Raw genomic sequence first — 23,989 nt, forward strand, 5'->3', positions numbered from 1 at the left:
GAAGGAAAAACCATGAGTGCTTCGATCCCCGCTGAAGTGAGTTATGCCGACTTGCACCAGCGTTTCGCTGACGTATTTGCCCGGATAGCCGACACCGCCGTCGCCCGCGAGCAGCAACGCGAGCTGGCCCATGACGCGGTGGCTTGGCTGCGCGAGGCCGGCTTTGGCGCACTGCGTGTGCCGCAGGCCTTGGGCGGCCTGGGTGCAAGCCTGCCGCAGCTGTTTCGCCTGTTGATTGAACTGGGAGAGGCCGATTCAAACCTGCCGCAGATCGTGCGCGCGCATTTTGGTTTTGTCGAAGGCCGGCTTTCCAGCCGCGACAGCGCTTCCCAGGATTACTGGTTCGCCAAAGTCGTCGACGGCGAGTTGTGGGGCGCCGCGATGGCCGAACGCACCGACACCACCCGCAACTCGGTGACCCTCAGCGCGGTCGATTCCGGCTGGCAGCTGAACGGTGAAAAGTACTACTGCACCGGCACGCTGTACGCCAACTGGATCGCGGCCGTGGCCCTGGACGGCGAAGATTTTGTCAGCCTGGCGGTACGCACCGACGCCCCAGGTGTCACCGTCGAGGATGACTGGGACGGGTTTGGCCAGCGGCTTACCGGCAGCGGCACCACCCGCTTCAAGGCGGTGAACGTACCGGAGCAGCATATTGTGCGGCGCTTCAAGAAAGACGAACTGCGCGCCGAGTCCTACCTGAGCGCTTTCTACCAGTTGTTCCACCTGGCGACCCTGGCCGGCATCGCCAACGCCGTGCTGCGTGACGCCACCGAATTCGTCAAGGGCCGCACCCGCGCGTTTGGTGTGCCGGGGCAATCGAGCCCCAAGGATGACCCGCTGGTGCAGCGGGTGATTGGCCGCTTGTCGAGCCTGGCCTATGCCGCACGCACCCAGGTGCTGGCCGTCGCCGAGGTGCTGCAGGACGTGCACGAAGCGGAGCAGGGCGGGCACGCAACCGAACAGCATTACACCGAGGCCGAGATTCGCGCTTTTCAGGCGCAACAGATCGTGCTGGAACAGGTGCTGGAAGCCACCACGCTGCTGTTCGAAGTCGGCGGCGCCTCCGCCACCAGCGAGTCGCGTCGCTTCGACCGGCATTGGCGCAACGCGCGCACCCTGGCCTCCCACAACCCGGCGATCTTTCGCGAACGGGCACTGGGCAACTACTACCTCAATGACGTCACCCCGAACGCCGCCTGGCGCAGCCTGCAAGCCGCCGACGCCGAGCAGCAGGCCGCCCGCGACGAAGCGAGTGCGGTATGAGCCATCAACCCTTGAAGAAAAAAGGATCACCCATGCGTTACCGCCAACTGGGCAATAGCGACATCCAAGTCAGCGTGCTGGGCCTCGGCACCATGACCTGGGGCCACCAGAACACCGAAAACGATGCCCATCAACAGATCGACCTGGCACTGGCCGAAGGTATCAATTTCATCGACACCGCCGAGATGTACCCCACGCCGACCAAGGCCGAAACCTGGCGCACCACCGAGCGTTACATCGGCAGGTGGCTGGCGGCCAGTGGTCGACGTGACGAGGTGATCCTGGCGAGCAAAATCGCCGGCCCGGCCCGTGACCCCAGCAGCCAGCAGCACATCCGCGACGGCCTCAGCCGCCACGACCGGCGCAACATCGTCGAAGCCCTCGACGGCAGCCTCAAACGCCTGAACACCGACTACCTCGACCTTTACCAATTGCACTGGCCCGACCGCACCACCAACATCTTCGGCCAGCGCGAATACCCGTATCAGGCAGACACCCAGAGCGTCGCCATCGAGGAAACCCTGGCGGTGCTGGCCGATCAGGTCAAGGCCGGCAAGGTGCGCCACATCGGGGTTTCCAATGAAACCCCGTGGGGCGTCGCCGAGTTTCTCAAGCAAAGCGAACGCCTCGGCCTGCCGCGCATTGCCAGTGTGCAAAACCCCTACAGCCTGCTTAACCGCCTGTACGAAGGCGGCCTCTCGGAGTTCACCCATCGCGAAGGCGTCGGGCTGCTGGCGTACTCGCCGCTGGCCTTCGGTGCACTCACCGGCAAGTACCTCGGCGGCGCACGGCCCGAGGGCTCGCGGCTGTCGGCGGTGTACCGCACTTTCAATCGCTACGACAGTGCCTCGGCCCAGGAGGCCATCACCGGCTACGTGGAGATTGCCCGGCAACATGGCCTCACCCCGGCCCAACTGGCCCTGGCCTTCATCATCGAAAAACCCTTCGTCACCAGCGCACTGACCGGGCAAACCAGCCTGGCGCAATTGCGCGACAACCTCGGCGCGCTGGACGTGACGCTCAGCGACGAGATCAAGGCGCAGGTCCAGGCCATCCACCAGCGCATCCCCAACCCCGCGCCCTAGCACCAGGAGCCTGGCATGACGCAAACCATTGAAACGTTGATCGGCAATCGCCCGTTGCGTCTTGTCGGGTTTACCCAACTGCGGCCGGGTCTGTTGCTCGCCGGGGTATTTGTCGGGCTGTTGCTGCTGGCCGCCGTTGTTCCGCAATGGCTGGCCCCGTATGACCCGTTGGAGGCGTCGGCGCGCATGGCGTTCCAGGCGCCGAGCAATGTGCATTGGCTGGGCACTGATGAGAACGGGCGCGATGTGCTCAGCCGATTGATTTATGGCGTGCGTTCGTCGCTGTTCATGGGCCTCGCCGCCACCGCGCTGGGGTTGGCCTGGGGCACCTTGCTCGGCTTGATCGCAGGCCTTGGGCCGCGCTGGCTGGACAGCGCATTGATGCGCGGGATCGACGTGCTGCTGTCCTTTCCCGACCTGTTGCTGGCGCTGGTGATCATCACGTTTTTCGGCCAGGGCACGGCCAACCTGATTCTCGCCATAGGCATCGCTGGCGTGCCGCGTTATGCGCGCCTGGTGCGGGCGCAAACCCTCAGCGTACGCAATGCCGGCTACGTCGAATCCGCCGTCACCCTCGGCCAATCGCAGCTGGCGGTGGTGCTGCGGCACATCCTGCCGAATGCGTTCAAGCCCGTGTTGATCCTCGCCACCATCGGCATCGGCGGCGCGATCACTGCCGGTGCCGCCTTGAGTTTCCTCGGCTTCGGCGCACCGCCGCCTGCGCCGGAGTGGGGCGGGATGATGTCCATCGGGCGCAGCTTCCTGGCCAATGCGCCGTGGCTGGTGGCCTGGCCCGCCCTGATCATCACCCTGACCGTTGTTTCCATCAGTGCCATCGGCCGCGAACTCTTGCGCCGCAGCGAAGGAAAGCCTCTATGACGATGAACATCCATACCCTCGGCCCGCTGGTCGATATCCGCGACCTGACAGTACGTTTCGGCCAGGCCGAGCCAGTGTTGCACGGTGTCAGTCTGCAGTTGAGCCGGGGTGAATGCCTGGCGCTGGTAGGGGAGTCGGGGTCCGGAAAAAGCGTCACCGCCCGCACCCTGGCTGGCCTCACCGGCAAGGACGCCCATGTCCAGGCCGCCAAACTGGCCTTCCAGGGCGTCGACCTGCGCCAGCTCAACGAGCGGGCCTGGCAGCAACTGCGCGGCGCGAGCATCGGCTTTGTGATGCAGGACGCGTTGGGCGCGCTGGACCCGCTGCGCCGCGTCGGTGCCGAGATCGAAGAACCGTTGTACCTGCACACCGCATTGGGCCTGGAAGCGCGCCGCCTGCGGGTGCTGGAACTGCTGCGGGATGTCGGTGTGCCGGAACCGGAACTGCGCGCCAGCCAATACCCCTGGCAACTTTCCGGCGGCTTGCGCCAGCGGGCGCTGATCGCCTCGGCGATTGCCTGCAATCCGCGGTTGATCATTGCCGATGAACCTACCACGGCACTGGATGCCACGGTGCAGGCCCAGGTCATCGCCCTGCTGGAGAGCCTGCGCGGTGAAGACAATGCACTGCTGATGGTCAGCCACGACCTGTCAGTGGTCTCGCGCCTGGCCGATCGCGTGGCCGTGATGCGCCACGGGGTGATCGTGGAGGAGGGCAGCACCGAACAGGTCCTGCAAGACCCGCGTCATCCGTATACCCAACTGCTGCTGCGGGCCGCCAAGGCCGTGCACTTCCAGCCTACGCGCCGGTTGCTCACGGCGGTGGAGCCCGAGCCGGCGCCCCAGGGCGAAATACTGCTTGAAGCACGCGAGCTGTCCAAAACCTTTGTCGGCCCCGACGGCAAAACCCGCACGGTGCTGAACCAGGTGTCGCTACAGCTGCGTCGCGGCGAGACGCTGGGGGTGGTGGGCGAATCCGGTTGCGGCAAGACCACCTTGACCCGGCTGATACTCGGCCTGGAAACCGCCGATGCCGGCGAGGTGTGGATCAATGGCCAGCGCTGGTCCGACCTCGACGCCAGGCAAAAACGCGAAGCCCGGCGTGCGGTGCAAGTGGTGTTCCAGGACCCGCTCAGCTCCTTCGACCCACGCTACACCGTGCAGCGTGTGCTGTTCGAAGCGCTGGTGGTGGCTGGCGTACCGCGTCATGCCCGGCGCGACCGTGCCCTGGAACTGCTGGAACTGGTGCGCCTTGATGCCAGCGTCTTGTCGCGCCGGCCGATCGAACTTTCCGGTGGCCAGCGCCAGCGCATCGCGATTGCCCGAGCGTTGGCTTCCGAGCCGCAGATCCTGATCTGCGATGAACCGGTGTCGGCGCTCGACGTGTCGGTACAGGCACAGATTCTCGAACTGCTCGACGACCTCAAGCGCCGCCTCGGCCTGGCTTGCCTGTTCATTTCCCATGACCTCGGCGTGATCAACCACGTCAGCGAGCGCGTGTTGGTGATGAAGGCCGGTGAAGTGGTGGAGTCCGGCTCGGTACGCGCGGTGTTCGACCGTCCGGCCCATGCCTATACCCGCGCGCTGATCGATGCGATCCCGACCCTTGAAACCGACTACACGCCGATCCCGTTCTACCTGAATGTCGCGATCTGACGTATTGGAAAACGTATCTACGAAAGGAGTGCTCCTGGTGCCCAAGCAACTGCACGTGAATTTGTTTGAAATGAACTGCGTCAGCCACATCGTCCATGGTTTGTGGGTGCACCCGGACAACAACCGGCACCGTTTCAACGACCTGGACTATTGGACCGAGCTGGCGCAGCTGCTGGAATACGGCACCTTTGATGGCGTGTTCCTGGCCGATGTGATTGGCACCTATGACCGCTTTCGCGACGGCCCCGAGACCTCGCTGCGTGAGGGCATGCAGATTCCCAGCAACGACCCGCTGCTGGTGATTCCGGCGATGGCCGGGGTGACCAAGAACCTGGGTTTCGGCGCGACCTTTTCCACCACCTACGAACCGCCGTTCGCCTTTGCGCGGCGCATGAGTACCCTCGATCACCTGACCAAGGGGCGGGTGGGCTGGAACATCGTCACCTCGTATTTGCCGAATGCGGCGCGCAACTTCGGGCATGACACTGAGGTGGTTCACGATCACCGCTACGAGATCGCCGATGAATACCTCGACGTGCTGTACAAGCTTTGGGAGGGTTCCTGGGACGATGACGCGGTGATTGTCGACCGTGAGCGTCGGATCTACACCGATCCGGACAAGGTGCGCTATATCAACCACGTGGGGGAACACTTCAAGGTTGCCGGCCCACACTTGTGCCAGCCTTCGCGGCAGCGTACGCCGGTGTTGTTTCAGGCTACGGGGTCACCGGCCGGGATCGAGTTTGCCGGGCGGCATGCCGAAGTGGTGTTTACCGGTGGTAATGATGCGCCGGCGGTGCGGGCGAATATCCAGGCGATGCGGCAGAAGGCAGTTGAGCATGATCGCGATCCGGCGGGGTTGAAGTTTATTGTGATGGCGGGGGTGATCGTTGGGCGGACGGATGAGGAGGTGAGTGCCAAGCTCGACAGTTATCGCAAGTTGGTGAGTGTCGAGGCGTCGCTGGCTCACGGGCAGTCGGCGATTGATTTGACGGCGTATCCGCGGGATACGTTGATCAGTGATCTGGTGAGTCGGCAGGTCAAGGGGTGGGAGAGTTTGAGCCGGTACAAGGCGGACTCCACTGTTGGGGCGGTATTGGCGCAGCTGGGTGGGTTTAATCGCGAGCGGTTTTTTGTCGCGGGTACGCCGACGGTGGTGGCGGACGCGATTGAGAAATGGCTGGATGAGGATGGGATCGACGGGATTAACCTGAGGCAGTATTTGTCGTTTGAGACGGCGCGGGACTTTATTGAATTGGTGGTGCCGGAGTTGCGTCGTCGGGGGCGGTTTCGTGAGCGGTACAACGAGGGGGAGACGTTGCGGGAGCGGTTGTTTGGGGCTGGGCGGGCGCGGTTGCCGGGGGACCACTTTGGGGCGCGTTATCGGGATCCGGCGGCGTTGCTTCAGGCTGCTTTGCCGTTGCGGTTTCCGGCGTGAGTTGAGAGTACATATCCGTTATTTAGGTAACGGCGGCCTATGGTTTCGCTCTTACAGCGAGTCACTTTGCAAAAGCGGCAAAGTAACCAAAGCGCTCTGCCCCGCCTGTCGGCGCTTCGCTGTGGCTCGGCGTTCCCTCACTCCGGCATTGCTCCGCGGGCCGCCGCGACGGGCCATCCATGGCCCGGCGCGGCTAAACCGGCGTCCTGCCGGTTTACCCGCTGCGCAATACCTGCGTTCGGCCTCGGGCTTATTGGGGCAGTCAGAGCAAGATCAAAAGCAAGAGCACGGCGGCCTGAAAGCCGACCTGAGTGTTAAAAGCCAGATCAAAAGCCAGAGCGAAAGCAGAGCTGCTTTTATGTGGGAGCGGGCTTGCTCGCGAAAAACCTGAGAGCGCCGCGTTGAATCAGGATACCCACGTCATCGTTAACGACCTTCGCGAGCAAGCCCGCTTGTATGCTAGGACTTGAAGGGAGGAGGAGGGACAAAGCCCGATTCTGACTGTTGGCGCAGTACAGACCGTGGGAGATTTCGCCCCTCCTCCTTTCACCCAAGCGCCGATAAAGAATGCATCTGGCTATGACCGACGATAGGAACAAGCCTGCGCCTCTGGGTGAGCCCTTCAAGTGCTCAAAACCATAGCCCGGAGGAAGTCCCATGGCAATGCCAGTTCCTGTCTCAAAGCCGATCGTTGGCGTCGATGTTGCTAAAAATGAGCTGGTGATTTACCACGCCGAACTCGATCTGCTGGAAGTAATCCCGAACAACAAAACCGCCATTAAAAAATGGCTGAAGGCCCTACCGGGCACCGTGGCAGTTGCGATTGAAGCTACCAACATCTATCACTTGGAGTTCGCTGATCTCGCCTATGAAGCTGGCTGCGTGATCTACATGGTGGGTGGATATGAGCTCAGCCATTATCGTAAAGGTGTGAATATCCGGGCTAAAACCGACGCCCAGGATGCCAAATTGCTCGCTCGCTATTTAAAAAACGAAGCCGATGAACTTCGTCCCTGGACGCCGCCATCTCCTCTGTATCGCCAGCTTTTGAGTCTTTTCCGCCGCCGGGCGGCGCTGGTCCAGGCACGCGTCAGCCTGACTCAAAGCTGGGCGAATGAGCCGTTACTGAAGGCCTCTTTTACCGAGCAGGTGAAGTCGATGCAAAAGCTAGAAGGCCTGATTGAAAAGATGATCGGTGATCGCCTGAAAGAAGCTGGACTGTCGGATCAGCTAAAGCGTTGCTTGAAAGTTGAAGGTATCGGTTTTTTGACTGGAGCCCGCTTGGTTACTAGCTTTCAACGAGGTGATTTTAGAAACGCAGACGCTTTCATCGCCTTCTTGGGCATGGATTTACGCGTTTCTAAGTCAGGACAGAAAGATAATCGTCGTAGCTTGAGCAAACGTGGCGACTCAGAAGCTCGGCGTCTTTTGCACAACGCAGCGATGGCAGCTAGCCGAACGGCTGCATGGAAGGAGTTTTATCAAGCGCAACGGGCGCGGGGTTACAGCACCACTCAGGTGCTGGTAATGCTGGCCCGCAAGCTTGCTCGAGTGGTATTTGCCTTGCTAAAAGGACAAAGCGAATACCAACCAAAGGTTGGTTGAGGGTTGCCCCTCAACCATAGAATCTCCCACATTTGAACCGTGCCCGCTTTAGCTTTTGATTTGGCTTTTAAACACTCAAGCCGGCCGGTAGGCCGCTGTGCTCTTGATCTGCTTTTGATCTTGATCTTAGGCGCCCCGTTAAACCACGCTGGCCGAACGCAGGCTTTGGAGCGTGGGTAACCCGGCAGGACGCCGGGTTAGCCGTCCTGGGCCAGGGATGGCCCATGACGGCGGCCCACGGTCCAAAGCCGGAGTGAGGGCACACCGAGCCTAAGCGAGGTGCCGAGTGGTGGGGCAAGAGCGTTTTGCTTACTTTTGCGCTGTTCAAAAGTGAGCCGCTGTAAGAGCGGAACCAATAGCCGCCGTTACCGCAGCAACGGATATGTACTCAAACCTCACGCCCCCCCAAGGCCGAGCTGTTGCCTGACCAACACTTCCCACACACATTGTCGTTTTCAGCAATCCCCCAACCCTCCAATCCCCCCTGTTTACAGGCCCAAAAACCCGGCATGCCTTGTGCAATGACCCAGTTCCCGGACTTTAGGCCTGACCCATCATGCAAGAACCCGCCCCTTACCCGCGACGATCCAGCCCGTTGCTCCTTATCGGCACCGCCACACTCTGCGGCCTGCTCCTGGGCTGCGGCCAAGGCAGCTCCACCGTCACCCGCAGTGACCAGCCGGTAAAGGGCGGCACCCTCGTGTACGCCACCGACCGCGAACCCACCTGCCTCGACCCCCACGTGGCCGGCGACATGCCCCAGGTGTTCGTCGCCCAGCAGTACCTCGACTCCCTGGTCTCGATGGACGCCGACGGCCGCATCGGCCCCTGGCTCGCCAAGACCTGGGAAGTCTCCCCCGACGGCCTGACCTACACCTTCCACCTGCGCAACGACGTGCACTTCACCGACGGCACCCCGTTCAACGCCGCAGCGGTCAAGGCCAACCTCGACCACATGGCCAACCCCAAGACCCAATCCAGCACCGCAGGCGGCTACATCCGCCAATACCGCAGCACCGACGTGCTCGACGAATACACCGCAGTGGTGCACCTCGCCACGCCGTACGCGGCCTTTCTTGAAGTCCTCGCCCAAGGCTTCCTCGGCATCGAGTCCCCCACAGCCCTGCTGCGCTCGCGCGATGTGAACTGCGAAAGCCCGGTCGGCAGCGGCCCGTTCAAGGTCGTGCGCTGGGACCGGCAAAGCCAGGTCGAGCTGGTGCGCAACCCCGACTACAACTGGGCGCCACCCACCGCCAAGCACCAGGGCCCGGCCTGGCTCGACCGGATCGTCTGGAAGTTCATCCAGGAACCTTCCGTGCGCTTCGCCTCGTTGCAGGCTGGCGAGGTCGACGTGATCGAGGCATTGCCCCCCGAATCCCACGAGGCCGCTCGACGCAACCCGGACCTGACCCTGGTGATCGCCCAACGCCCCGGCAACCCCACCAACGGCACGCTGAACATTACCCGTGCGCCGTTCGATGACGTGCGAGTGCGCGAAGCCTTCGTACGCAGTTCCGACATCGAGGGCGCGTTGAAGAGCGTGTACTTCAACGAATTCCCCCGCGCCGGCGGGCCGCTGAGCCCAGCCACGCGCTTCTACAGCCCGGAGTTCCAGCACGCCCAGGATTACGACCCCGCCCGGGCTGCGCAGTTACTCGACCAGTCCGGCTGGACCCAGCGCGACAGCGAGGGCTACCGCACCAAGGACGGCAAGCGCCTGCAAGTTCACGTGGTGATGGGCAACCGCACGCCACCGTCGGAATACACCTTGTGGGAACAGGTGCAGGCCACCACCCGGCAGGTCGGCTTCGAGCTGATCGTCGACCAGATGAGTGACGTACAGGCCACCAAACGCCAGGCCGACTGGGACTACGACATTCGCCTCGGCTACTGGAACACCAACACCGCCGACGTGCTGCGGATCATCTTCGGCAGTGAGTTCATCAGCCCGGCGGGTGTCGGTGGTTACCACCAGAACACCGCAGGCTTCAGTGACCCGGCGTTCGACACGCTGATCCGGCAAGCCCTCACCACCCAGGACAGCGAGCAGCGCCGGGCGCTGTATTACCAGGCGCAGAAAATCGCTTCCGGCCAGTACCTGCAATTGACCACCTACCCGCAAAGCACGCGGCTGGGTATCTACAAGACCACCCAGGGCGTGCGGCTGGAGCCGTCGCTGGCGGTGACTTATCTCTATGACGCATGGGTGAACAAATGAGCGACACATCACTTGCCAACCCACGGCGCGAGCGCCTGGCCCGGCTCGGCAAACGTGCGCTGTGGCGCCTTGCCGGCGGCGTGCTGGTGCTCTGGGCGGTGGCCACGCTGACGTTCTTTGCCTTGCGCCTGATGCCCGGCGATCCGGTGCAGGCGATCCTCGGCGGCCCGAGCGGCAACCCCACCCCCGAGACCATCGCCGAAGCCACCCGCGAGTACGGCCTCGACAAACCACTGGCGGTGCAATACGCGTTGTACCTCGGGCGACTGGTGCAGGGTGACCTGGGGGTTTCCTATTCCCAGCACCTGCCGGTGACCCGAGTGCTCGCCGAGCAATCCTGGCCGACCCTGGAGCTGACCCTGACCTCGCTCGCCCTGGCCTGGATTCTGGTGCTGGCGCTGACGGTGCTGACCGCCGGGCGCCGCCGCTGGGTAGCCAGCCTGGCCTCGCTCGCGGAAACCCTGGCCGCCGCGCTGCCGCACTTCTGGCTGGGGATTCTGCTGCTGGCGGTGTTTGCGTTCGGCCTGCGGCTGTTCCCGCCGGCAGGCAGTGATGGCTGGCGCACCCTGGTGTTGCCGTCATTCGCCCTGGCGATTCCGCTGGCCGGGTTTATCGCGCAGGTCACCCGTGAATCCCTGGATTTGACCCTCGACCAACCCTTCATCCTGACCGCCCGCACCCGTGGCCTGAGTGACTTCAACGTGCGCTTCAAACACGCGTTGCGCCACGCCGTGTTGCCGGGCATCTCGTTGTCGGGCTGGGCCATCGGCGCGCTGATCAGCGGCGCCGTGGTGATCGAAGTGATTTTTTCCCGCAAGGGCCTCGGCCGCCAGTTGTACCAGGCGGTGCAGGCCCAGGACCTGCCGCTGACCATCGGCATCAGCCTGGTGGTCGCCGCCGGTTACGTGCTCGCCAATATTCTGGTCGACCTGCTGTACCTGTGGGTCGACCCTCGCCAACAGGAGCTTCCAGCATGAGTGGCCTGACCCTGGAAACACCGCTGCCCGCGCTGCGGATTCAGCGCACCACTCGCACGCTGCGCCTCGGCCCGCTGTTGGCGATTACCTTTCTGTTGCTGGTGATCGTCGCGGCGCTGGTGCCGCAGTTGTTCGCCTACAGCGACCCGCTGGCCATCGTGCCCCGCGATGCGTTTCATTCGCCGAGCCTGGCCCACTGGTTCGGCACCGATCAGTCGGGGCGGGATATTTTTTCGCGGGTGATCCATGGCACCCGCCAGTCGTTGTTCATCGGCCTGGCAGCCACGGCGATTGCGATGACCATCGCCATTGTGCTTGGCCTGTTGGGCGGGCTGGGCGGCGCGCGGGTGGACCGCGGCGTGGGTTGGTTGCTGGAAGTGCTGTTTGCGTTTCCGAGCCTGATCCTGGCGCTGTTGTTCGTGGCGATTTTCGGCAGCGGCATCGGCCCGCTGATCGTCGCCACCGGGCTGGGCAGTGCACCGGGTTATGCGCGGATGGTCCGTGGCCAGGTGCTGGCGGTGCGCAACGCGGGCTATATCGAAGCCGCCCGGGCCCTCGGGCATCCGCCGCTGCGCATCATCCTGCGCCAGTTGCTGCCGAACGCCATGCGCCCGCTGATCGTGACCCTGACCATGGGCGTGGGCCAGGCGATTGTCTGGGCCTCGGCCCTGAGTTTTCTCGGCCTGGGCGCCCGTCCGCCGGCACCGGAGTGGGGGACCATGTTGTCCATGGGCCGCGACTTCATCGCCAACGCCTGGTGGCTGACGTTCTTCCCCGGGCTGTTCATCGTATTGACCACGCTGTCGACCACGGTCACTGGCCGTTACCTGCAACAACGCCTGGAGGGCCGTCTTTCATGAGCGACCAGAAACGCTTGATCGTTGAAGGGCTGTCCATCGAGTTTGCCGGGCAGTCGGTGGTGCGCAATCTGTCTTTCACCCTGGAGCCTGGCAAGACCCTGGCGCTGGTGGGCGAATCCGGCTCCGGTAAAAGCGTCACCGCCCGCAGCCTGATTGGCCTGGCGGGTGCGGGCGCGAAGGTTACGGCGCGCACCTTGAGCTATGACGGTGTGGATTTGCTCAGCCTGTCGGAACGCGGCTGGCGTCGTTTGCGTGGCAACGGCATCGGCTTCGTGTTGCAGGACGCACTGGTGTCCCTCGACCCGTTGCGGCCGGTGGGCAAGGAAATTCTCGAAGTGCTGGAGACCCATCGCTGGGGCGACCGTCGCAGCCGTGGCGAACGCGTCATCGAACTGCTGGACCTGGTGGGCGTACCCGAGCCGCAACTGCGTGCCCGCCAGCGTCCTGATCAACTCTCCGGCGGCCTGCGCCAGCGTGCGCTGATTGCCAGCGCACTCGCATTGAACCCCGGCCTAGTGATTGCCGATGAACCGACCACGGCGCTGGATGCCACGGTGCAGGCGCAGATCCTGCAGGTATTGCAGCAGATCAAGGCCCGTGGCGATTCGCTGCTGATCATCAGCCATGACCTGGCGGTGGTTGCGCAATTGGCCGATGAGGTACTGGTGCTGCGCCACGGCGAAGTGGTGGAGCAGGGCCCGATGGATCAGGTGCTGCTCAACCCGCGCCACGCCTACACCCGCTCGCTGCTGGATGCGGTGCCCGCCGAACATGCCCGTGGCACACGCCTGTCGCCGGAGCGCAGCAACGCTGTGGCGCAACCACGGCCGGGCGCGGATTCGCCGGTGTTGCTCAAGGCCTCCGGGCTGGGCAAGCGGTATGTCGGCCCCGATCAACAGTCGCGCCAGGTGGTGGATAACGTCAGCTTCGAGCTGCGCGCCGGTCGCACCCTGGGCATCGTCGGTGAATCCGGCTCCGGCAAAACCACCGTGGCACGCATCGCCCTCGGCTTGCTGCAACCGGATGCCGGTGAGGTGCGTTTTCTCGACCAGCCATGGGCCGCGGCAGGTACCGAGCGGGTCGAGGAAAAGACCCGCCGTGTGCATCGCCGGGATATCAGCGTGATTTATCAGGACCCACTGAGTTCGTTCGACCCGCGCTGGACGGTGGGGCAGATCCTCAGTGATGCGCTGGACGTTGCCGGTATCGACGCCGAGCAACAGGCGGCCCGCGTGACACAGTTGCTCGACCAGGTACGCCTGGCGCCGCAATTGGCCGAGCGCCGACCGTTGCAACTGTCGGGTGGGCAGCGCCAGCGCGTGGCGATTGCCCGGGCGATTGCCAGCAACCCCAAAGTGATTATCTGCGACGAGCCGGTGTCGGCGCTGGACGTGTCGGTGCAGGCCCAGGTCCTGGATCTGCTGGCCGACCTGCAAGCCTCGCTGGGCCTGGCCTACCTGTTTATCTCCCACGACCTGGGGGTGATTCGCCACGTCAGCGACGAAGTGTTGGTGATGCGCCACGGCCAGGTGGTGGAAAGCGCCAGCGTCGAGACGTTGTTTGAATCGCCCCAGCACGAATACACCCGGCGCCTGCTGGGCGCGGTGCCACGCCTGCCCGGCAGCGGCACGCAGTTGGTGGTGCCGGCCCTGGAGCCGGAAAACCCCGGCTGGCTGTTTGATGAATCGCGCCTGTGGAAAATCGCCATCTAGACCTGAATCAAGGAAGTGCCATGAGCAAGTTGTCTGCTGTACCCACGCCGCCGGTTGTAACGGTGGCCGAACTGAACGCCCGCGCCGACCGCATCCTGCCGCAGATTGCCGCCGGCGCTGCGCAACGTGAGCGTGACCGCCAACTGCCGTATGAGGCCGTGGCGCAGATCGCCCAGGCCGGGTTGTTTACCGTGCGGATTCCCAAGCGGTTTGGCGGCGCCGGTGGTTCGGTCAAGGACGTGATTGCCTTGCTGATTCGCATCGCCTCGGCCGACTCCAACGTGGCCCAGGCGCTGCGCCCCGGTTTCGGGTTTGTCGAAGGCCTGCTGGCGTCCCGCGCCGAGGGGGCGGAGGAGGAGCGCGAGCATTGGTTCGGGCGCTACCTGCAAGGCGCCGTGATCGGCAATGCCGGCTGGGAAGTCGGCGGTGCCAACGGTTCGATCAGTGCGCGCATCGTGCGTGACGGCGAGCACTTTCGCGCTTGCGGCAGCAAGTACTACAGCACCGGTTCGTTGTATGCCGATTGGGTCAGCGCCGTCGCCCTGGACGAGAATGACCAGCCCGTGTCGTTCATCCTGCCGCGCGACCGCCAGGGCCTGGAGTTGCTGGATGATTTCGACGCCATGGGCCAGCGCCTGACCGCCAGTGGCACCACCCATCTGCATGATGTGCAGGTGTTGGCCAGCGAGATCCGCACCCGCACCGTCGAGGAAGGCAAGCGCACGATTGTCACGCCGTTCCTGCAAGTGTTCCTCGCGGCGGTGCAGGCCGGTATTGCGCGTAATGCGCTGAATGATGCGGTGACCTTTGCCAAGGAGCATGCGCGGCCGATCAAGCACAGCAGCGCCACGCGCTCGGTGGATGACCCGTACGTGGAACTGAGCGTGGGCGACGTCTCGGCCCGGGCCTTTACCGCCGAAGCGGTGGTGTTGCACGCGGCGGACTCCATTGACCGCGCCTGGGCTGCGGATCTTGATGCGGTGGCCGTCGACCAGGCGGCAGTGGACGTGGCCCAGGCGCAATACATCGCGGCGGAGTCGGCGCTCAAGGCCGCCGAGCTGGTGTTCGACGTGGGTGGCGCTTCCACCACCGGCCGCGCGCATAACCTGGACCGGCACTGGCGCAACGCGCGCACCGTGGCCAACCACAATCCCCGGCACTGGAAAGCCGCAGCCGTGGGCGCCTGGCAACTCAAGGGCACGCCGCCTCCGACATCGGGGCTGTTTTGAACAAAGCCCTCGACCTTTCACACCCCTTGGGCGAGGTGGGCTCCGGGCACGCGCGCCGGGTGCCAATGATCATCGGCTGTGCGCTGTTCATGGAATTGATCGACGCCACGGCGGTGCTCACGGCGCTGCCGCAGATGGCCCAGGATTTCGGCGAGCCCAGCGTGCGCATGAACCTGGTGGTGTCACTGTACCTGCTGGCGGTGGCGCTGTTCGTGCCGGTCAGCGGCTGGGCGGCCGACCGGTTCGGGCCGCGTCGGGTGTTTATCAGCGCCATCGTGCTGTTCACCCTCGCGTCGGTGGCCTGTGCCTGCTCGGGCTCGCTGTTGCAACTGTCCCTGGCGCGTTTGGCCCAGGGTGCCTCGGGGGCGATGATGGTGCCGGTGGGGCAGGTGATCCTGCTGCGCTGGTCGGCGCGGGAAAACCTGCTGCGTGCCATGTCGTACCTGACGGTGGCGGCGCTGGTTGGGCCGCTGCTGGGCCCACCGTTGGGCGGGCTGTTGGTGACGGTGCTGTCGTGGCACTGGATCTTCCTGATCAACCTGCCGATCGGCGTGCTTGGGGTGATCCTGGTGCTGCGCTATATCCCGGACTATTCCGGGACACCCGGCCAGCCATTGGACGTTCCCGGCCTGTTGCTCAGCGGCGTGGCATTGGGCGGGCTGGTGTTCGGTTTCGAGGTGCTGGGCCACGGCCTGTTGCCGCGCCAGTGGGCGTTGCTGCTGATTGGCGGCGGGCTGTTGAGTGCCTGGCTGTATGTCCTGCATGCACGGCGGACGGCGTACCCGTTGATCGATTTTTCATTGTTGAAAATCCCGACCTTCGCGGTGAGCTTCTGGGGCGGCAACCTGATGCGCATCGGCAGCGCGTCACAGCCGTTTTTGCTGGTGTTGCTGTTCCAGCTGTGTTTCGGGCTTAACCCGTTGCAGGCGGGGCTGCTGAGCGTTGCCGGTGGCGTGGGGGCGTTGCTGATGAAAATGCTGGCAGTGCGGATTGTCAGCCGCTTCGGTTTCCGGCGCACCTTGATCGGCAATGCGGTGCTCACCGGTGCAACCATCCTGGCGTGCAGCCTGTTCGAGGTATCAACGCCTTACTGGATTGTAATACTGGTGTTATTTGGCAGCGGGATCATTCGCTCGCTGCAATTCAGCACCCTGGGGGCGTTGACCTATGCCGACGTGCCACCGGAGCAATCCAGCCGCGCCAGCAGCCTGTCGGCGATGACCATTCAGTTGACGTTGAGTTTATCGGTGGGCATCGCGGCGGGCCTGCTCGGCTTGATCATGGCCGTGCGCGGGCATGCCACGGTCGAGCAGAGTGATATCGCCTGGATCATGGCGGGTGCCGGATTGCTGTGCGCCTTGTCGGGGCTGGTTTATCGCAGGCTGTCGCCCCAGGCGGGCTCGGCGATTTATGCAAAACGCGCAGAGGGAATTGGATGATTCGTGCAGCACGTATCGAGGACGCAGGTGACATTGCCTGGGTGCATATTCGCAGTTGGCAGCAGGCTTATCGTGAACTGATGCCGGCGGATTACCTGGCTTCGCTGGAGGCGACACAGCCTCGGCGTGAAGCCTTTTGGCGGCAGTCGATTGAGCAGGGGAGCGAAGCTGTGTTTGTCGCGCAGGTCGAGGGGCGTGTGGTGGGCTGGATTGTTGTCAGCTCGAGTCGTGATGAGGATGCTGATCCAGGCGTAACCGGTGAAGTGCAGGCGGTGTATGTGCTGGCCGAGCATTGGGGAACGGGGGTGGGCAGGGCGCTGTGGCTCAGGGGGCTGGAGCATCTCGCGAGCCTGGGCCTGGAGACGGCGACGTTGTGGGTGCTGGCTGAAAACCGGCGGGCAGTGCGCTTTTACCAAAATGCAGGATGGATAGCGCAGCCCGAATCAAGCCGCACCTTTGCTCGGGGCGGTCGTGAATTGGAGGAAATCCGTTACCAATCCCAAAAGTGACGCTGAACCTGTGGCGAGGGAGCTTGCTCCCGCTGGGCTGCGCAGCGGCCCCAAAATCCTGGGAGCGCTTCGCACTCCAGCGGGAGCAAGCTCCCTCGCCACAGGGGAATGTTTGTCTGTTTCATGGGGCACAGTTGCTGTCTATTGAGATCGTTCCCACGCTCTGCGTGGGAATGCCGCTCTGGACGCTCTGCGTCCGCTCTTAAAATCGTGACGCAGAGCGTCACCGGATGCATTCCCACGCAGAGCGTGGGAACGATCACACTCACCATTTTTGCCTGAAAGCTGCGCGGCCACAGGCGTCATTCAGGAATGTCATTGGCCATGAGTTCGTCTTTTTCATTGTTTCGCACCTGGAATGTCCAGCACTTGCCATCGACGCCGGCGGCGTTTGTGCGGCATTTCATCGGGCATTTCAAAGGGTGGTACCTGGCGATCCTGCTGTTGCAGATTGCTGCCGTGGTGTGTTCGATCCTGATTCCCTGGGGCCTTGGGCAAATCACCCGCACCGTCAGCAATGGGCTGGAGGCGGAGCGTGCGTTCGAGGTGCTGCGCTGGCCGTTGACGCTGTTCGCCATACTGCTTGTGTGCGAGGTGTTATTTACCCGCGCGGCGGCGGGCTGCCATATCCACGTGTTGCCGTTGCAGCGGCGTACGGTGACCCATGTGGTGTTCGCCTACCTGCAACAGCATTCCCATCGCTTTATCAGCAACGAATTCGCCGGCGCCCTGGCGCACCGGGTGTCTGAGGTGACCCTTGGGGTGAACCAGACCCTGAGCATCCTGCTGTTCGACCTGATCCCGCTGCTGGTGACGCTGAGCCTGGCCACGGCCTTGCTATGGACCGCTTCGCCGCTGCTGGCGCTGTTCATGGCCGGCTGGTCGGTGGTGTTCATCGCCATCTGTTACCTGCTCGCACGGCGCAGTCATCCGCTGGCCCAGCAGTATTCGGCAGCGCGCAGCACCAGTACCGGCAAAGTGGTGGACGCCGTGTCCAACCTGGCCAATATCCGCCTGTTTGCGCGGCATGCCTTCGAGCACAGTTACCTGGGCACCTTCCTCGACAAGGAGGTGACGGCGGCTTATCGCTCCCTCGGCTATATGGAGCGCATCCGCTGGTTCCAGACCAGCTGTGGCGTGGTGCTCAAGCTGGGCCTGTTGCTGCTCGCCCTGTACTTGTGGCGCAGTCACCGCATCGATATTGCGGCGTTTGTGATGTCCACCAGCTTGTCGCTGTTGATCATCAGTGACGTGGGCAACCTGTCGCGACGCTTTCTCGAATTTTTCGAAGCCACCGGCAACATTGCCAACGGCGTGCGCACCTTGATCCGCCCCCATGAAGTCATCGACCAACCCGGCGCCAAGGCGCTGATGGTCAAGCGCGGCGATATCGAGTTTCGCGACGTGGGCTTCAGCTACAGCGCCGGACGGCCGATTTTCGAACACCTGAATATCGTCATCCCCGCTGGCCAGAAAGTTGGTCTGGTAGGCGCTTCCGGTTCCGGTAAATCGACACTGTTGAGCTTGCTGCTGCGCCTCTACGACGTGCAGCAAGGCCAGGTGCTGGTGGACGGCAAGGACGTGCGCGAGGTGACCCAGCATTCGCTGCACCAGCAGATCGGCCTGATTCCCCAGGAGCCCGGCCTGTTCCACCGCAGCATTCGCGAAAACATCCATTACGGCCGCCTGGATGCCTCGATGGACGAGGTCGCCGAGGCGATCCACCGCGCCGGCGCCAGTGAATTTATCGACAGCATGGAACACGGCTACGAATCGCTGGTGGGCGAGCGTGGGGTCAAATTGTCCGGCGGCCAGCGCCAGCGCATTGCGATTGCCCGGGTGTTGCTGAAAAACGCGCCGATCCTGGTGATGGACGAAGCCACTTCCAGCCTGGACTCGATCACCGAGCGCTTTATCCAGGACAAGCTCGACGAAATCATGGAAGACAAGACCGTGCTGGTGGTCGCGCATCGGCTGTCCACCGTGGCCCACCTGGACCGGATCCTGGTGTTCGACAATGGCCGGGTGATCGAGGACGGCAGCCACGAACAGTTGCTGCGCCAGGGCGGGCAATATGCGCGGTTGTGGAGTCGCCAGTTCAGCGATGCGCTGGATGAAGCGGTGGTGTGACCAAGCGGCGTACCGGGTACGCCGCGCAGTCAGGTCAGATCGAGAGGTGCAGCACCCGGTCATCCTTGGCACCGGCCAGCGGGCGGCGCTTGTTGACCTTCAGCTCACCGAGGTTGATCAGCAACGTGCGGGTCACGTTGCGGCTCAGCCCCAGCAACTCTGCGGTGTGCACCTGGTTGTGCTGGCACAGCCGGTAGGCGGCGGTGAGCAGGCTGCGTTCCACCTGTTCGTGGAGGTTTTCTATCTGCTCCTCGAACAGCCGCTGGAAGGCCTGGTCGAGCAGGTCATGGGCGGTGGTGCTGTCTTCCTGGCGTTCGATACGCAGGTTGGACATGCGCAGGTCATCGGCCTGGATCACGCCGTCGCGGCAGATCAGCAGGGTGTGGTGGATGACGTTTTCCAGCTCGCGGATATTCCCCGGCCAACTGTAGGTGGCCAGGCGTTGCTCGGCTTCCTTGCTCAAGATGATCTCGCCATAGCCGAGGCGGCGGGTGTAGGTGTCGATGAAGTACTGCACCAGCGGCAGGATATCGCCGGGGCGATCCCGCAGCGGGCTGAGTTCCAGGTTGACCACGTTCAGGCGGTAGAACAGGTCCTCGCGGAAATGCCCGGCGTTGATGGCTTTTTCCAGCTGCACGTTGGTCGCCGCCAGTACCCGCACATTGATCGGAATGCTTTTGCGCGAACCCAGGCGCACTACTTCACGCTCCTGCAATACCCGCAGCAGCTTGACCTGGATCGACATGGGCAGGTCGCCGATTTCATCGAGGAACAGCGTGCCGCCGTTGGCTTCTTCAAACCAGCCGGCCTTGGCACCGAGGGCACCGGTGAACGCGCCTTTCTCGTGGCCGAACAGCTCGGCTTCCACCAGTGATTCGGAGAACGCACCGCAATTCACCGCCACGAATGGCTGCTCCTTGCGGCCACTGAGGTTGTGGATATGCCGTGCGACCAACTCTTTGCCGGTGCCGGTTTCACCGATGATCAGCACGCTGGCTTCGCTCGGCGCGACTTGTTGCACATGCTTGAGCAAGGCCTTGGACCTGGGGTCTTCAAACACCTGCGCGGTGGCGCGGATGGAGGTGGCAAGGGCGGGCGAGGGCGGTAGGGTCAGCAGTTGCATGGTTATCCCTTTGAATAAAAGATCAGGAATAAAACGTCGGGATGGGCGCGGTACCGTTCAGTGCCCACTCGCCCAGTTCATGAAGTTTGTAGTCCAGCGGGTCATGCAGGCTCTGGGTGCGCAAGTTGCGCCAGTGCCTGTCGAGGGCCACCGAGGCGTTGGTCGCCCGTGCGCCGGTGACCTCGAAGACCTTGCTACACAACTCCAGGCCATTGCGGCTGGCAGCGACTTTGGCGGTGGCGATGGCAATCGCCGTTTCGCCGCGTTCCTCGCTGGTCAGGGCCGAGCCCTTGGCCCATGCCGCGTCCAGCACCTGGCCTGCGCGCTCCACCAGCAGGCGGGTGCTTTGCAGCGCCACCCAGAAATCGCCGTAGTGGCTGAGGATGTAAGGGTCCTGGGTGCTGTGGCTGGCGCTGGAACGGAACCACGGGCGGGCTTCTTCCAGGGTGTATTGGCGCGCTTCTTCGAACGCGCCTTCGGCGATGCCGAGGAAGATATTCGCGAAGTGCAGTTGCGCAATCAGCGGGCGCAGGCAGGCGAACGGAGTACTCAGGGGGCCCGGGTCCAGCAACAGGTCGGACTCTTCCACGCGCACGCGCTTGAAGGTCACGCTGCCGCTGTCGGTCTGGCGCTGGCCCATGTTGTTCCAGTCGTTGTGCAGGATGATCCCGCTGCGGGCGCTGGGAATCGCCGCGATCAGCAACTTGCCGCCGGCGCTTTCATCGATGGCCGAGGCGATCAGCATTTCCGAGTCGTTGGCCCCGGAGCAGAAGTTCTTCTGTCCCGAGAATTCCCGCCAGCCCGTGTGGCGCTTGACCACCGTGCGTGTGTCCAGGGGGTTCAGGGTGTTGCCCCAGAACCAGTTGTTGCTGGCCGTCAGGCTGAACCAGGTTTGCCATTGTGCGGGCGTGGCGAATAACCGGACGGTGGCGAGCATCAGGTGATGAAAGCCGAATACGTGGGCGATGGAGCTGTCGACCCGGGCGAATTCGCGCACCACCTCGAAGGTTTCCGACCAGTTGGCGTCCAGCCCGCCGAATTGCCCGGGGATGCTCAGGGACAACAGGCCGCTGCTGCGCAGTTTGTCGCGTTCGGCCTTGGGCGTACCGCCGCTGGCGTCGCGGTCGACGGCGGTGCGCGCGAACTCGGTCGCCAGGTCACGGGCAATCTCCAGTGGCGTCCTGCGGGTGCAGAGTAAGTTGACCGTCACGCGTGAATACCTCGTTGCTTAAGTCGAGAATGCTCGAGCTGATTTGTTTCAACAGGCAATGGATAGAGCAAGACCCATACCAAGTAACAATAAGCCGATAACTTGCGACTTCTTACGGGGATGCAGGCGCGGACAGTGTCGAATACGCAACTTTTGTTGGAGGGCTGTTGGGATTTGCACAGTTGCGTCCTGTGCCCGCAGGGCGGGGCTTTCGTTATGCTTTTATTGCTTGAGCATATAAGTGTTTGTGGGTGGTTTTTGTATTGTCCGGAATCGAACATTTCACCAGCAAAGTGTTGCACTTGTGGCGATTAATAAGAGTGGCCGGCCAGTGTTTATTGAGGCTTGGACGTGGCATGAACCCTGCAAAGTTGGAAACAGAGCGCGACTATACGAATAGATGCTCCAACTAATTCGAGACCCCAGGAGTATTTAATTCATGCGGCAACTGTTTGAACCTCGCGCTCGTCGTTTTGAGTCACTGGCCACCGCGTCCAGCCTTGGCGTGCTGTTGATGTTGATACACGGCGCGGCCTTTGCCGCCCAGGCGGACCCGACCCTGGCCACGGTAGTGGTCACCGGTGCCGAAGCCACCGAAGCGCAAAAGGCCGAGAAGCAACTGTCCAAGGTGCCCGGCAAAACCGCAGTGATCGACAACCGCAAGATCGAACAGGGCCGCGCGGCGAACGCCGAGGACGTGCTGGCGTTGCAGCCGGGCGTATTCGCCCAGGCCACCAGCGGCTCGGGCGCGAACAAGATTTCGATCCGCGGTTCGGGCCTCAATACCTTCTATCAAGGCTATGTGCTGGGGATCAAATTCCTTTATGACGGCCTGCCGTTGACCGGCCCGGGCGGCACCCAGGAAGACATGCTGGACATGGCTTCCGTGGACCACACCGAGGTGCTCTACGGCGCCAACGCCTTCCGTTATTCGGCCTTGTCCCTGGGCGGCGCGATCAACTTCGTGAGCAAGACCGGCCGCACCGATCCGGGCAACTACGCGCGTTTCGAAGCCGGCAGCTTCGGCTATCGCAAGGAGCAATTGAGCACGGGTGGTGTGGACGGAGACAATGACTATTACGTCAGCATCCAGCACAACGAGCGTGACGGTTACCAGGACAACACACCGAACAAGGGGCAGGGGATCGTTGCCAACTTCGGCCACGTGTTCAGCCCGCAACTGGAGACGCGCTTCTACATTCGCTACAAGGAAGAAACCCTCAGCCAGGGCAACACCCTGACCAAATACCAGCTCAAGCACGACCCCACGAGCAACCTCGTGCCCATCGGGCGCAAGAAGGACGGCTCGACCCTGCTGGGCAGCACCACCACCTACACCTTCGACGACAATGCCAAGCTCGAAGTCGGCCTGGGCTACAACGATTACCCGCTGGACAACGGCTGGCGCTATTCGCCAACGCCACAGGAATGGCGCTCCCAGGACATCAACCTGACCTTGCGCTACCTGCGCACCGCCGACACCTTCTTCGGCCTGCGCAGCGACAGCAGCGTGACCTTCAGCAATACGCTGGCGTACCTGGCCGATGTGAAATCCCACAGCAAGGCCACCGGCATCACCCAGCAGAAGACCAACTACACCGGCTCGCGGGACACGGTGTTTTCCCTCGGCAACGAACTGCAACTGAATGACCGCACGTGGCTGTCCACCGGGTTGTCATTGATTGATATCAAGCGCAAGGCGCAGATCGAATACAGCACCGCCACCAATACCAGCGCGTTCCCCAGTGGCGTTGAATACGACGAGACCGACGTCGCCCCGCGCATTGGCCTGCGCTATCAGTTGACTCCGGAATTCGAAGTGTTCGGCAACGTCAGCCGCTCGGTGGATCCACCGGTTACCTGGCAGCTGGGCAGCACCGGCACGCCGTACATCCGTGATGTGCGGCCGCAAAAAGCCAACACCGTGGAGTTCGGTATCCGCGGCGGCCACGGTATTTTTGACGGCAGCCTGACGGTCTACCGCTCGTGGGTGCAGAAAGAACTGCTGTCGGTAGTGGTACGCCAGGCGACGGCCACCCAGGACCAATTGGTGGCTACCTCCAACGGCAGCGCGACCATTCACCAGGGCATCGAAGCCGGCTTGAATGCGCAACTGTGGGATGGCGGCAATGGCGACACCGTGACCCTGCGCCAGGCCTATACCTTCAACGACTTCCACTACCGCAACGATGCGGTGTTCGGCGACAACCAGCTGCCGGGCCTGCCGCGCCAGGTCTACCAGGCCGAGCTGGAATATCGCCAAGGCAGCGGTTTCTACGCGCAGCTCAACGCCCGGGCGGCGTCCAGCTATTACGTCGACTTTGCCAACTCCCTGAGTGCGCCGTCGTATACGTTGTGGGGGGCCAAGGTGGGCTACGAGGCCCCTAGCAAGAAGTGGGAAGTGTTCGTCGATGCACGCAACCTGACCAACAAGCGCTATGCCACGGCCACCAACACCGCGTACGACGCCAAGGGCCAGGACTCGGCCAACTTCTATGTGGGGGATGCGTTCAACGTGACCACGGGGGTTTCGTTTCACTTTTGACCGTGACAGATCGTTCCCACGCTCCGCGTGGGAATGCCGCCTTGGACGCTCTGCGTCCGGCCGTCGATGCGAGAGGTGATGGTGACGCAGATCGTCACGGTATGCATTC

17 protein-coding genes are annotated in these 23,989 nt (G+C 63.0%); 15 read left to right on the plus strand and 2 right to left on the minus strand.

Translation table 11 applies throughout. From position 1 onward, the window contains the following. The first annotated feature begins 12 nt into the window (after positions 1-12). The 14 genes from C0058_RS11300 to C0058_RS11380 all read left to right on the plus strand — a co-directional run bounded on the left by C0058_RS11300 (position 13) and on the right by C0058_RS11380 (position 19,002). Positions 13-1,266: an acyl-CoA dehydrogenase family protein gene (locus tag C0058_RS11300; protein ID WP_102368594.1), complete on the plus strand. Its 1,254-nt coding sequence runs from the start codon at positions 13-15 to the stop codon at positions 1,264-1,266. A 32-nt stretch (positions 1,267-1,298) separates the two neighbouring features. Next, a complete protein-coding gene (locus tag C0058_RS11305) occupies positions 1,299-2,351 on the plus strand; it encodes an NADP(H)-dependent aldo-keto reductase (protein WP_102368595.1) in 1,053 nt (350 codons plus the stop codon). Between the two features lie 15 nt (positions 2,352-2,366). Further along, the gene (locus tag C0058_RS11310) at positions 2,367-3,230 is read left to right on the plus strand and encodes an ABC transporter permease (RefSeq protein WP_102368596.1); all 864 of its coding nucleotides are present in this window, start codon (positions 2,367-2,369) and stop codon (positions 3,228-3,230) included. Then, positions 3,227-4,885: an ABC transporter ATP-binding protein gene (locus C0058_RS11315; protein ID WP_102368597.1), complete on the plus strand. Its 1,659-nt coding sequence runs from the start codon at positions 3,227-3,229 to the stop codon at positions 4,883-4,885. The genes C0058_RS11310 and C0058_RS11315 overlap by 4 nt, the downstream gene beginning before the upstream one ends. Positions 4,886-4,922: 37 nt before the next feature. Then, a complete protein-coding gene (locus C0058_RS11320; protein WP_102368598.1) occupies positions 4,923-6,323 on the plus strand; it encodes an LLM class flavin-dependent oxidoreductase in 1,401 nt (466 codons plus the stop codon). 663 nt (positions 6,324-6,986) lie between these two features. Then, on the plus strand, positions 6,987-7,928 hold the full coding sequence (locus tag C0058_RS11335) for an IS110 family transposase (protein ID WP_371316509.1): 942 nt from the start codon (positions 6,987-6,989) through the stop codon (positions 7,926-7,928). Positions 7,929-8,484: 556 nt separating this feature from the next. Further along, positions 8,485-10,146, plus strand: a complete 1,662-nt coding sequence (locus tag C0058_RS11345) for an ABC transporter substrate-binding protein (protein WP_102368600.1) — start codon at positions 8,485-8,487, stop codon at positions 10,144-10,146. Beyond that, positions 10,143-11,123: an ABC transporter permease gene (locus tag C0058_RS11350; protein WP_102370239.1), complete on the plus strand. Its 981-nt coding sequence runs from the start codon at positions 10,143-10,145 to the stop codon at positions 11,121-11,123. Before C0058_RS11345 ends, C0058_RS11350 begins: the two co-directional genes overlap by 4 nt. Beyond that, on the plus strand, positions 11,120-11,983 hold the full coding sequence (locus C0058_RS11355; protein WP_003219852.1) for an ABC transporter permease: 864 nt from the start codon (positions 11,120-11,122) through the stop codon (positions 11,981-11,983). Before C0058_RS11350 ends, C0058_RS11355 begins: the two co-directional genes overlap by 4 nt. Next, on the plus strand, positions 11,980-13,695 hold the full coding sequence (locus tag C0058_RS11360) for an ABC transporter ATP-binding protein (protein ID WP_102368601.1): 1,716 nt from the start codon (positions 11,980-11,982) through the stop codon (positions 13,693-13,695). Before C0058_RS11355 ends, C0058_RS11360 begins: the two co-directional genes overlap by 4 nt. A gap of 20 nt (positions 13,696-13,715) precedes the next feature. Further along, complete coding sequence (locus tag C0058_RS11365; RefSeq protein ID WP_102368602.1) at positions 13,716-14,924, plus strand: acyl-CoA dehydrogenase family protein; 1,209 nt, start codon at positions 13,716-13,718, stop codon at positions 14,922-14,924. Beyond that, positions 14,921-16,363: an MFS transporter gene (locus C0058_RS11370; RefSeq protein ID WP_102368603.1), complete on the plus strand. Its 1,443-nt coding sequence runs from the start codon at positions 14,921-14,923 to the stop codon at positions 16,361-16,363. Before C0058_RS11365 ends, C0058_RS11370 begins: the two co-directional genes overlap by 4 nt. Further along, on the plus strand, positions 16,360-16,872 hold the full coding sequence (locus C0058_RS11375) for a GNAT family N-acetyltransferase (protein ID WP_102368604.1): 513 nt from the start codon (positions 16,360-16,362) through the stop codon (positions 16,870-16,872). The genes C0058_RS11370 and C0058_RS11375 overlap by 4 nt, the downstream gene beginning before the upstream one ends. Before the next feature lie 324 nt (positions 16,873-17,196). Continuing rightward, entirely contained in the window at positions 17,197-19,002 is a 1,806-nt protein-coding gene (locus C0058_RS11380) for an ABC transporter ATP-binding protein (protein ID WP_102368605.1), read from the plus strand. A 34-nt stretch (positions 19,003-19,036) separates the two neighbouring features. Here the strand turns inward: C0058_RS11380 and C0058_RS11385 are convergent, their stop codons facing one another. Both C0058_RS11385 and C0058_RS11390 read right to left on the minus strand, forming a co-directional pair. Then, positions 19,037-20,125 carry a sigma-54-dependent Fis family transcriptional regulator gene (locus C0058_RS11385; RefSeq protein ID WP_003219869.1) on the minus strand — a complete coding sequence of 363 codons (1,089 nt, stop codon included), beginning with the start codon at positions 20,123-20,125 and terminating at the stop codon, positions 19,037-19,039. A 22-nt stretch (positions 20,126-20,147) separates the two neighbouring features. Beyond that, on the minus strand, positions 20,148-21,335 hold the full coding sequence (locus C0058_RS11390) for an acyl-CoA dehydrogenase family protein (protein ID WP_003219870.1): 1,188 nt from the start codon (positions 21,333-21,335) through the stop codon (positions 20,148-20,150). 439 nt (positions 21,336-21,774) lie between these two features. On the opposite strand from C0058_RS11390, the gene C0058_RS11395 reads away from it, so the two are divergent. Then, positions 21,775-23,880, plus strand: a complete 2,106-nt coding sequence (locus C0058_RS11395) for a TonB-dependent receptor domain-containing protein (RefSeq protein WP_102368606.1) — start codon at positions 21,775-21,777, stop codon at positions 23,878-23,880. The last annotated feature ends 109 nt before the right edge of the window (positions 23,881-23,989 follow it).

The organism is Pseudomonas sp. NC02 (genome assembly GCF_002874965.1).
Classification (GTDB): domain Bacteria; phylum Pseudomonadota; class Gammaproteobacteria; order Pseudomonadales; family Pseudomonadaceae; genus Aquipseudomonas.

Excerpts from the sequence above, each read along its gene's own strand:
- C0058_RS11310 (WP_102368596.1), top strand. The coding sequence starts at position 2,367 with ATGACGCAAACCATTGAAACGTTGATCGGCAATCGCCCGTTGCGTCTT.
- C0058_RS11380 (WP_102368605.1), top strand. The coding sequence starts at position 17,197 with ATGAGTTCGTCTTTTTCATTGTTTCGCACCTGGAATGTCCAGCACTTG.
- C0058_RS11315 (WP_102368597.1), top strand. The coding sequence starts at position 3,227 with ATGACGATGAACATCCATACCCTCGGCCCGCTGGTCGATATCCGCGAC.
- C0058_RS11345 (WP_102368600.1), top strand. The coding sequence starts at position 8,485 with ATGCAAGAACCCGCCCCTTACCCGCGACGATCCAGCCCGTTGCTCCTT.
- C0058_RS11360 (WP_102368601.1), top strand. The coding sequence starts at position 11,980 with ATGAGCGACCAGAAACGCTTGATCGTTGAAGGGCTGTCCATCGAGTTT.
- C0058_RS11355 (WP_003219852.1), top strand. The coding sequence starts at position 11,120 with ATGAGTGGCCTGACCCTGGAAACACCGCTGCCCGCGCTGCGGATTCAG.
- C0058_RS11395 (WP_102368606.1), top strand. The coding sequence starts at position 21,775 with ATGCGGCAACTGTTTGAACCTCGCGCTCGTCGTTTTGAGTCACTGGCC.
- C0058_RS11305 (WP_102368595.1), top strand. The coding sequence starts at position 1,299 with ATGCGTTACCGCCAACTGGGCAATAGCGACATCCAAGTCAGCGTGCTG.
- C0058_RS11350 (WP_102370239.1), top strand. The coding sequence starts at position 10,143 with ATGAGCGACACATCACTTGCCAACCCACGGCGCGAGCGCCTGGCCCGG.
- C0058_RS11335 (WP_371316509.1), top strand. The coding sequence starts at position 6,987 with ATGCCAGTTCCTGTCTCAAAGCCGATCGTTGGCGTCGATGTTGCTAAA.
- C0058_RS11365 (WP_102368602.1), top strand. The coding sequence starts at position 13,716 with ATGAGCAAGTTGTCTGCTGTACCCACGCCGCCGGTTGTAACGGTGGCC.
- C0058_RS11300 (WP_102368594.1), top strand. The coding sequence starts at position 13 with ATGAGTGCTTCGATCCCCGCTGAAGTGAGTTATGCCGACTTGCACCAG.
- C0058_RS11375 (WP_102368604.1), top strand. The coding sequence starts at position 16,360 with ATGATTCGTGCAGCACGTATCGAGGACGCAGGTGACATTGCCTGGGTG.
- C0058_RS11385 (WP_003219869.1), bottom strand. The coding sequence starts at position 20,125 with ATGCAACTGCTGACCCTACCGCCCTCGCCCGCCCTTGCCACCTCCATC.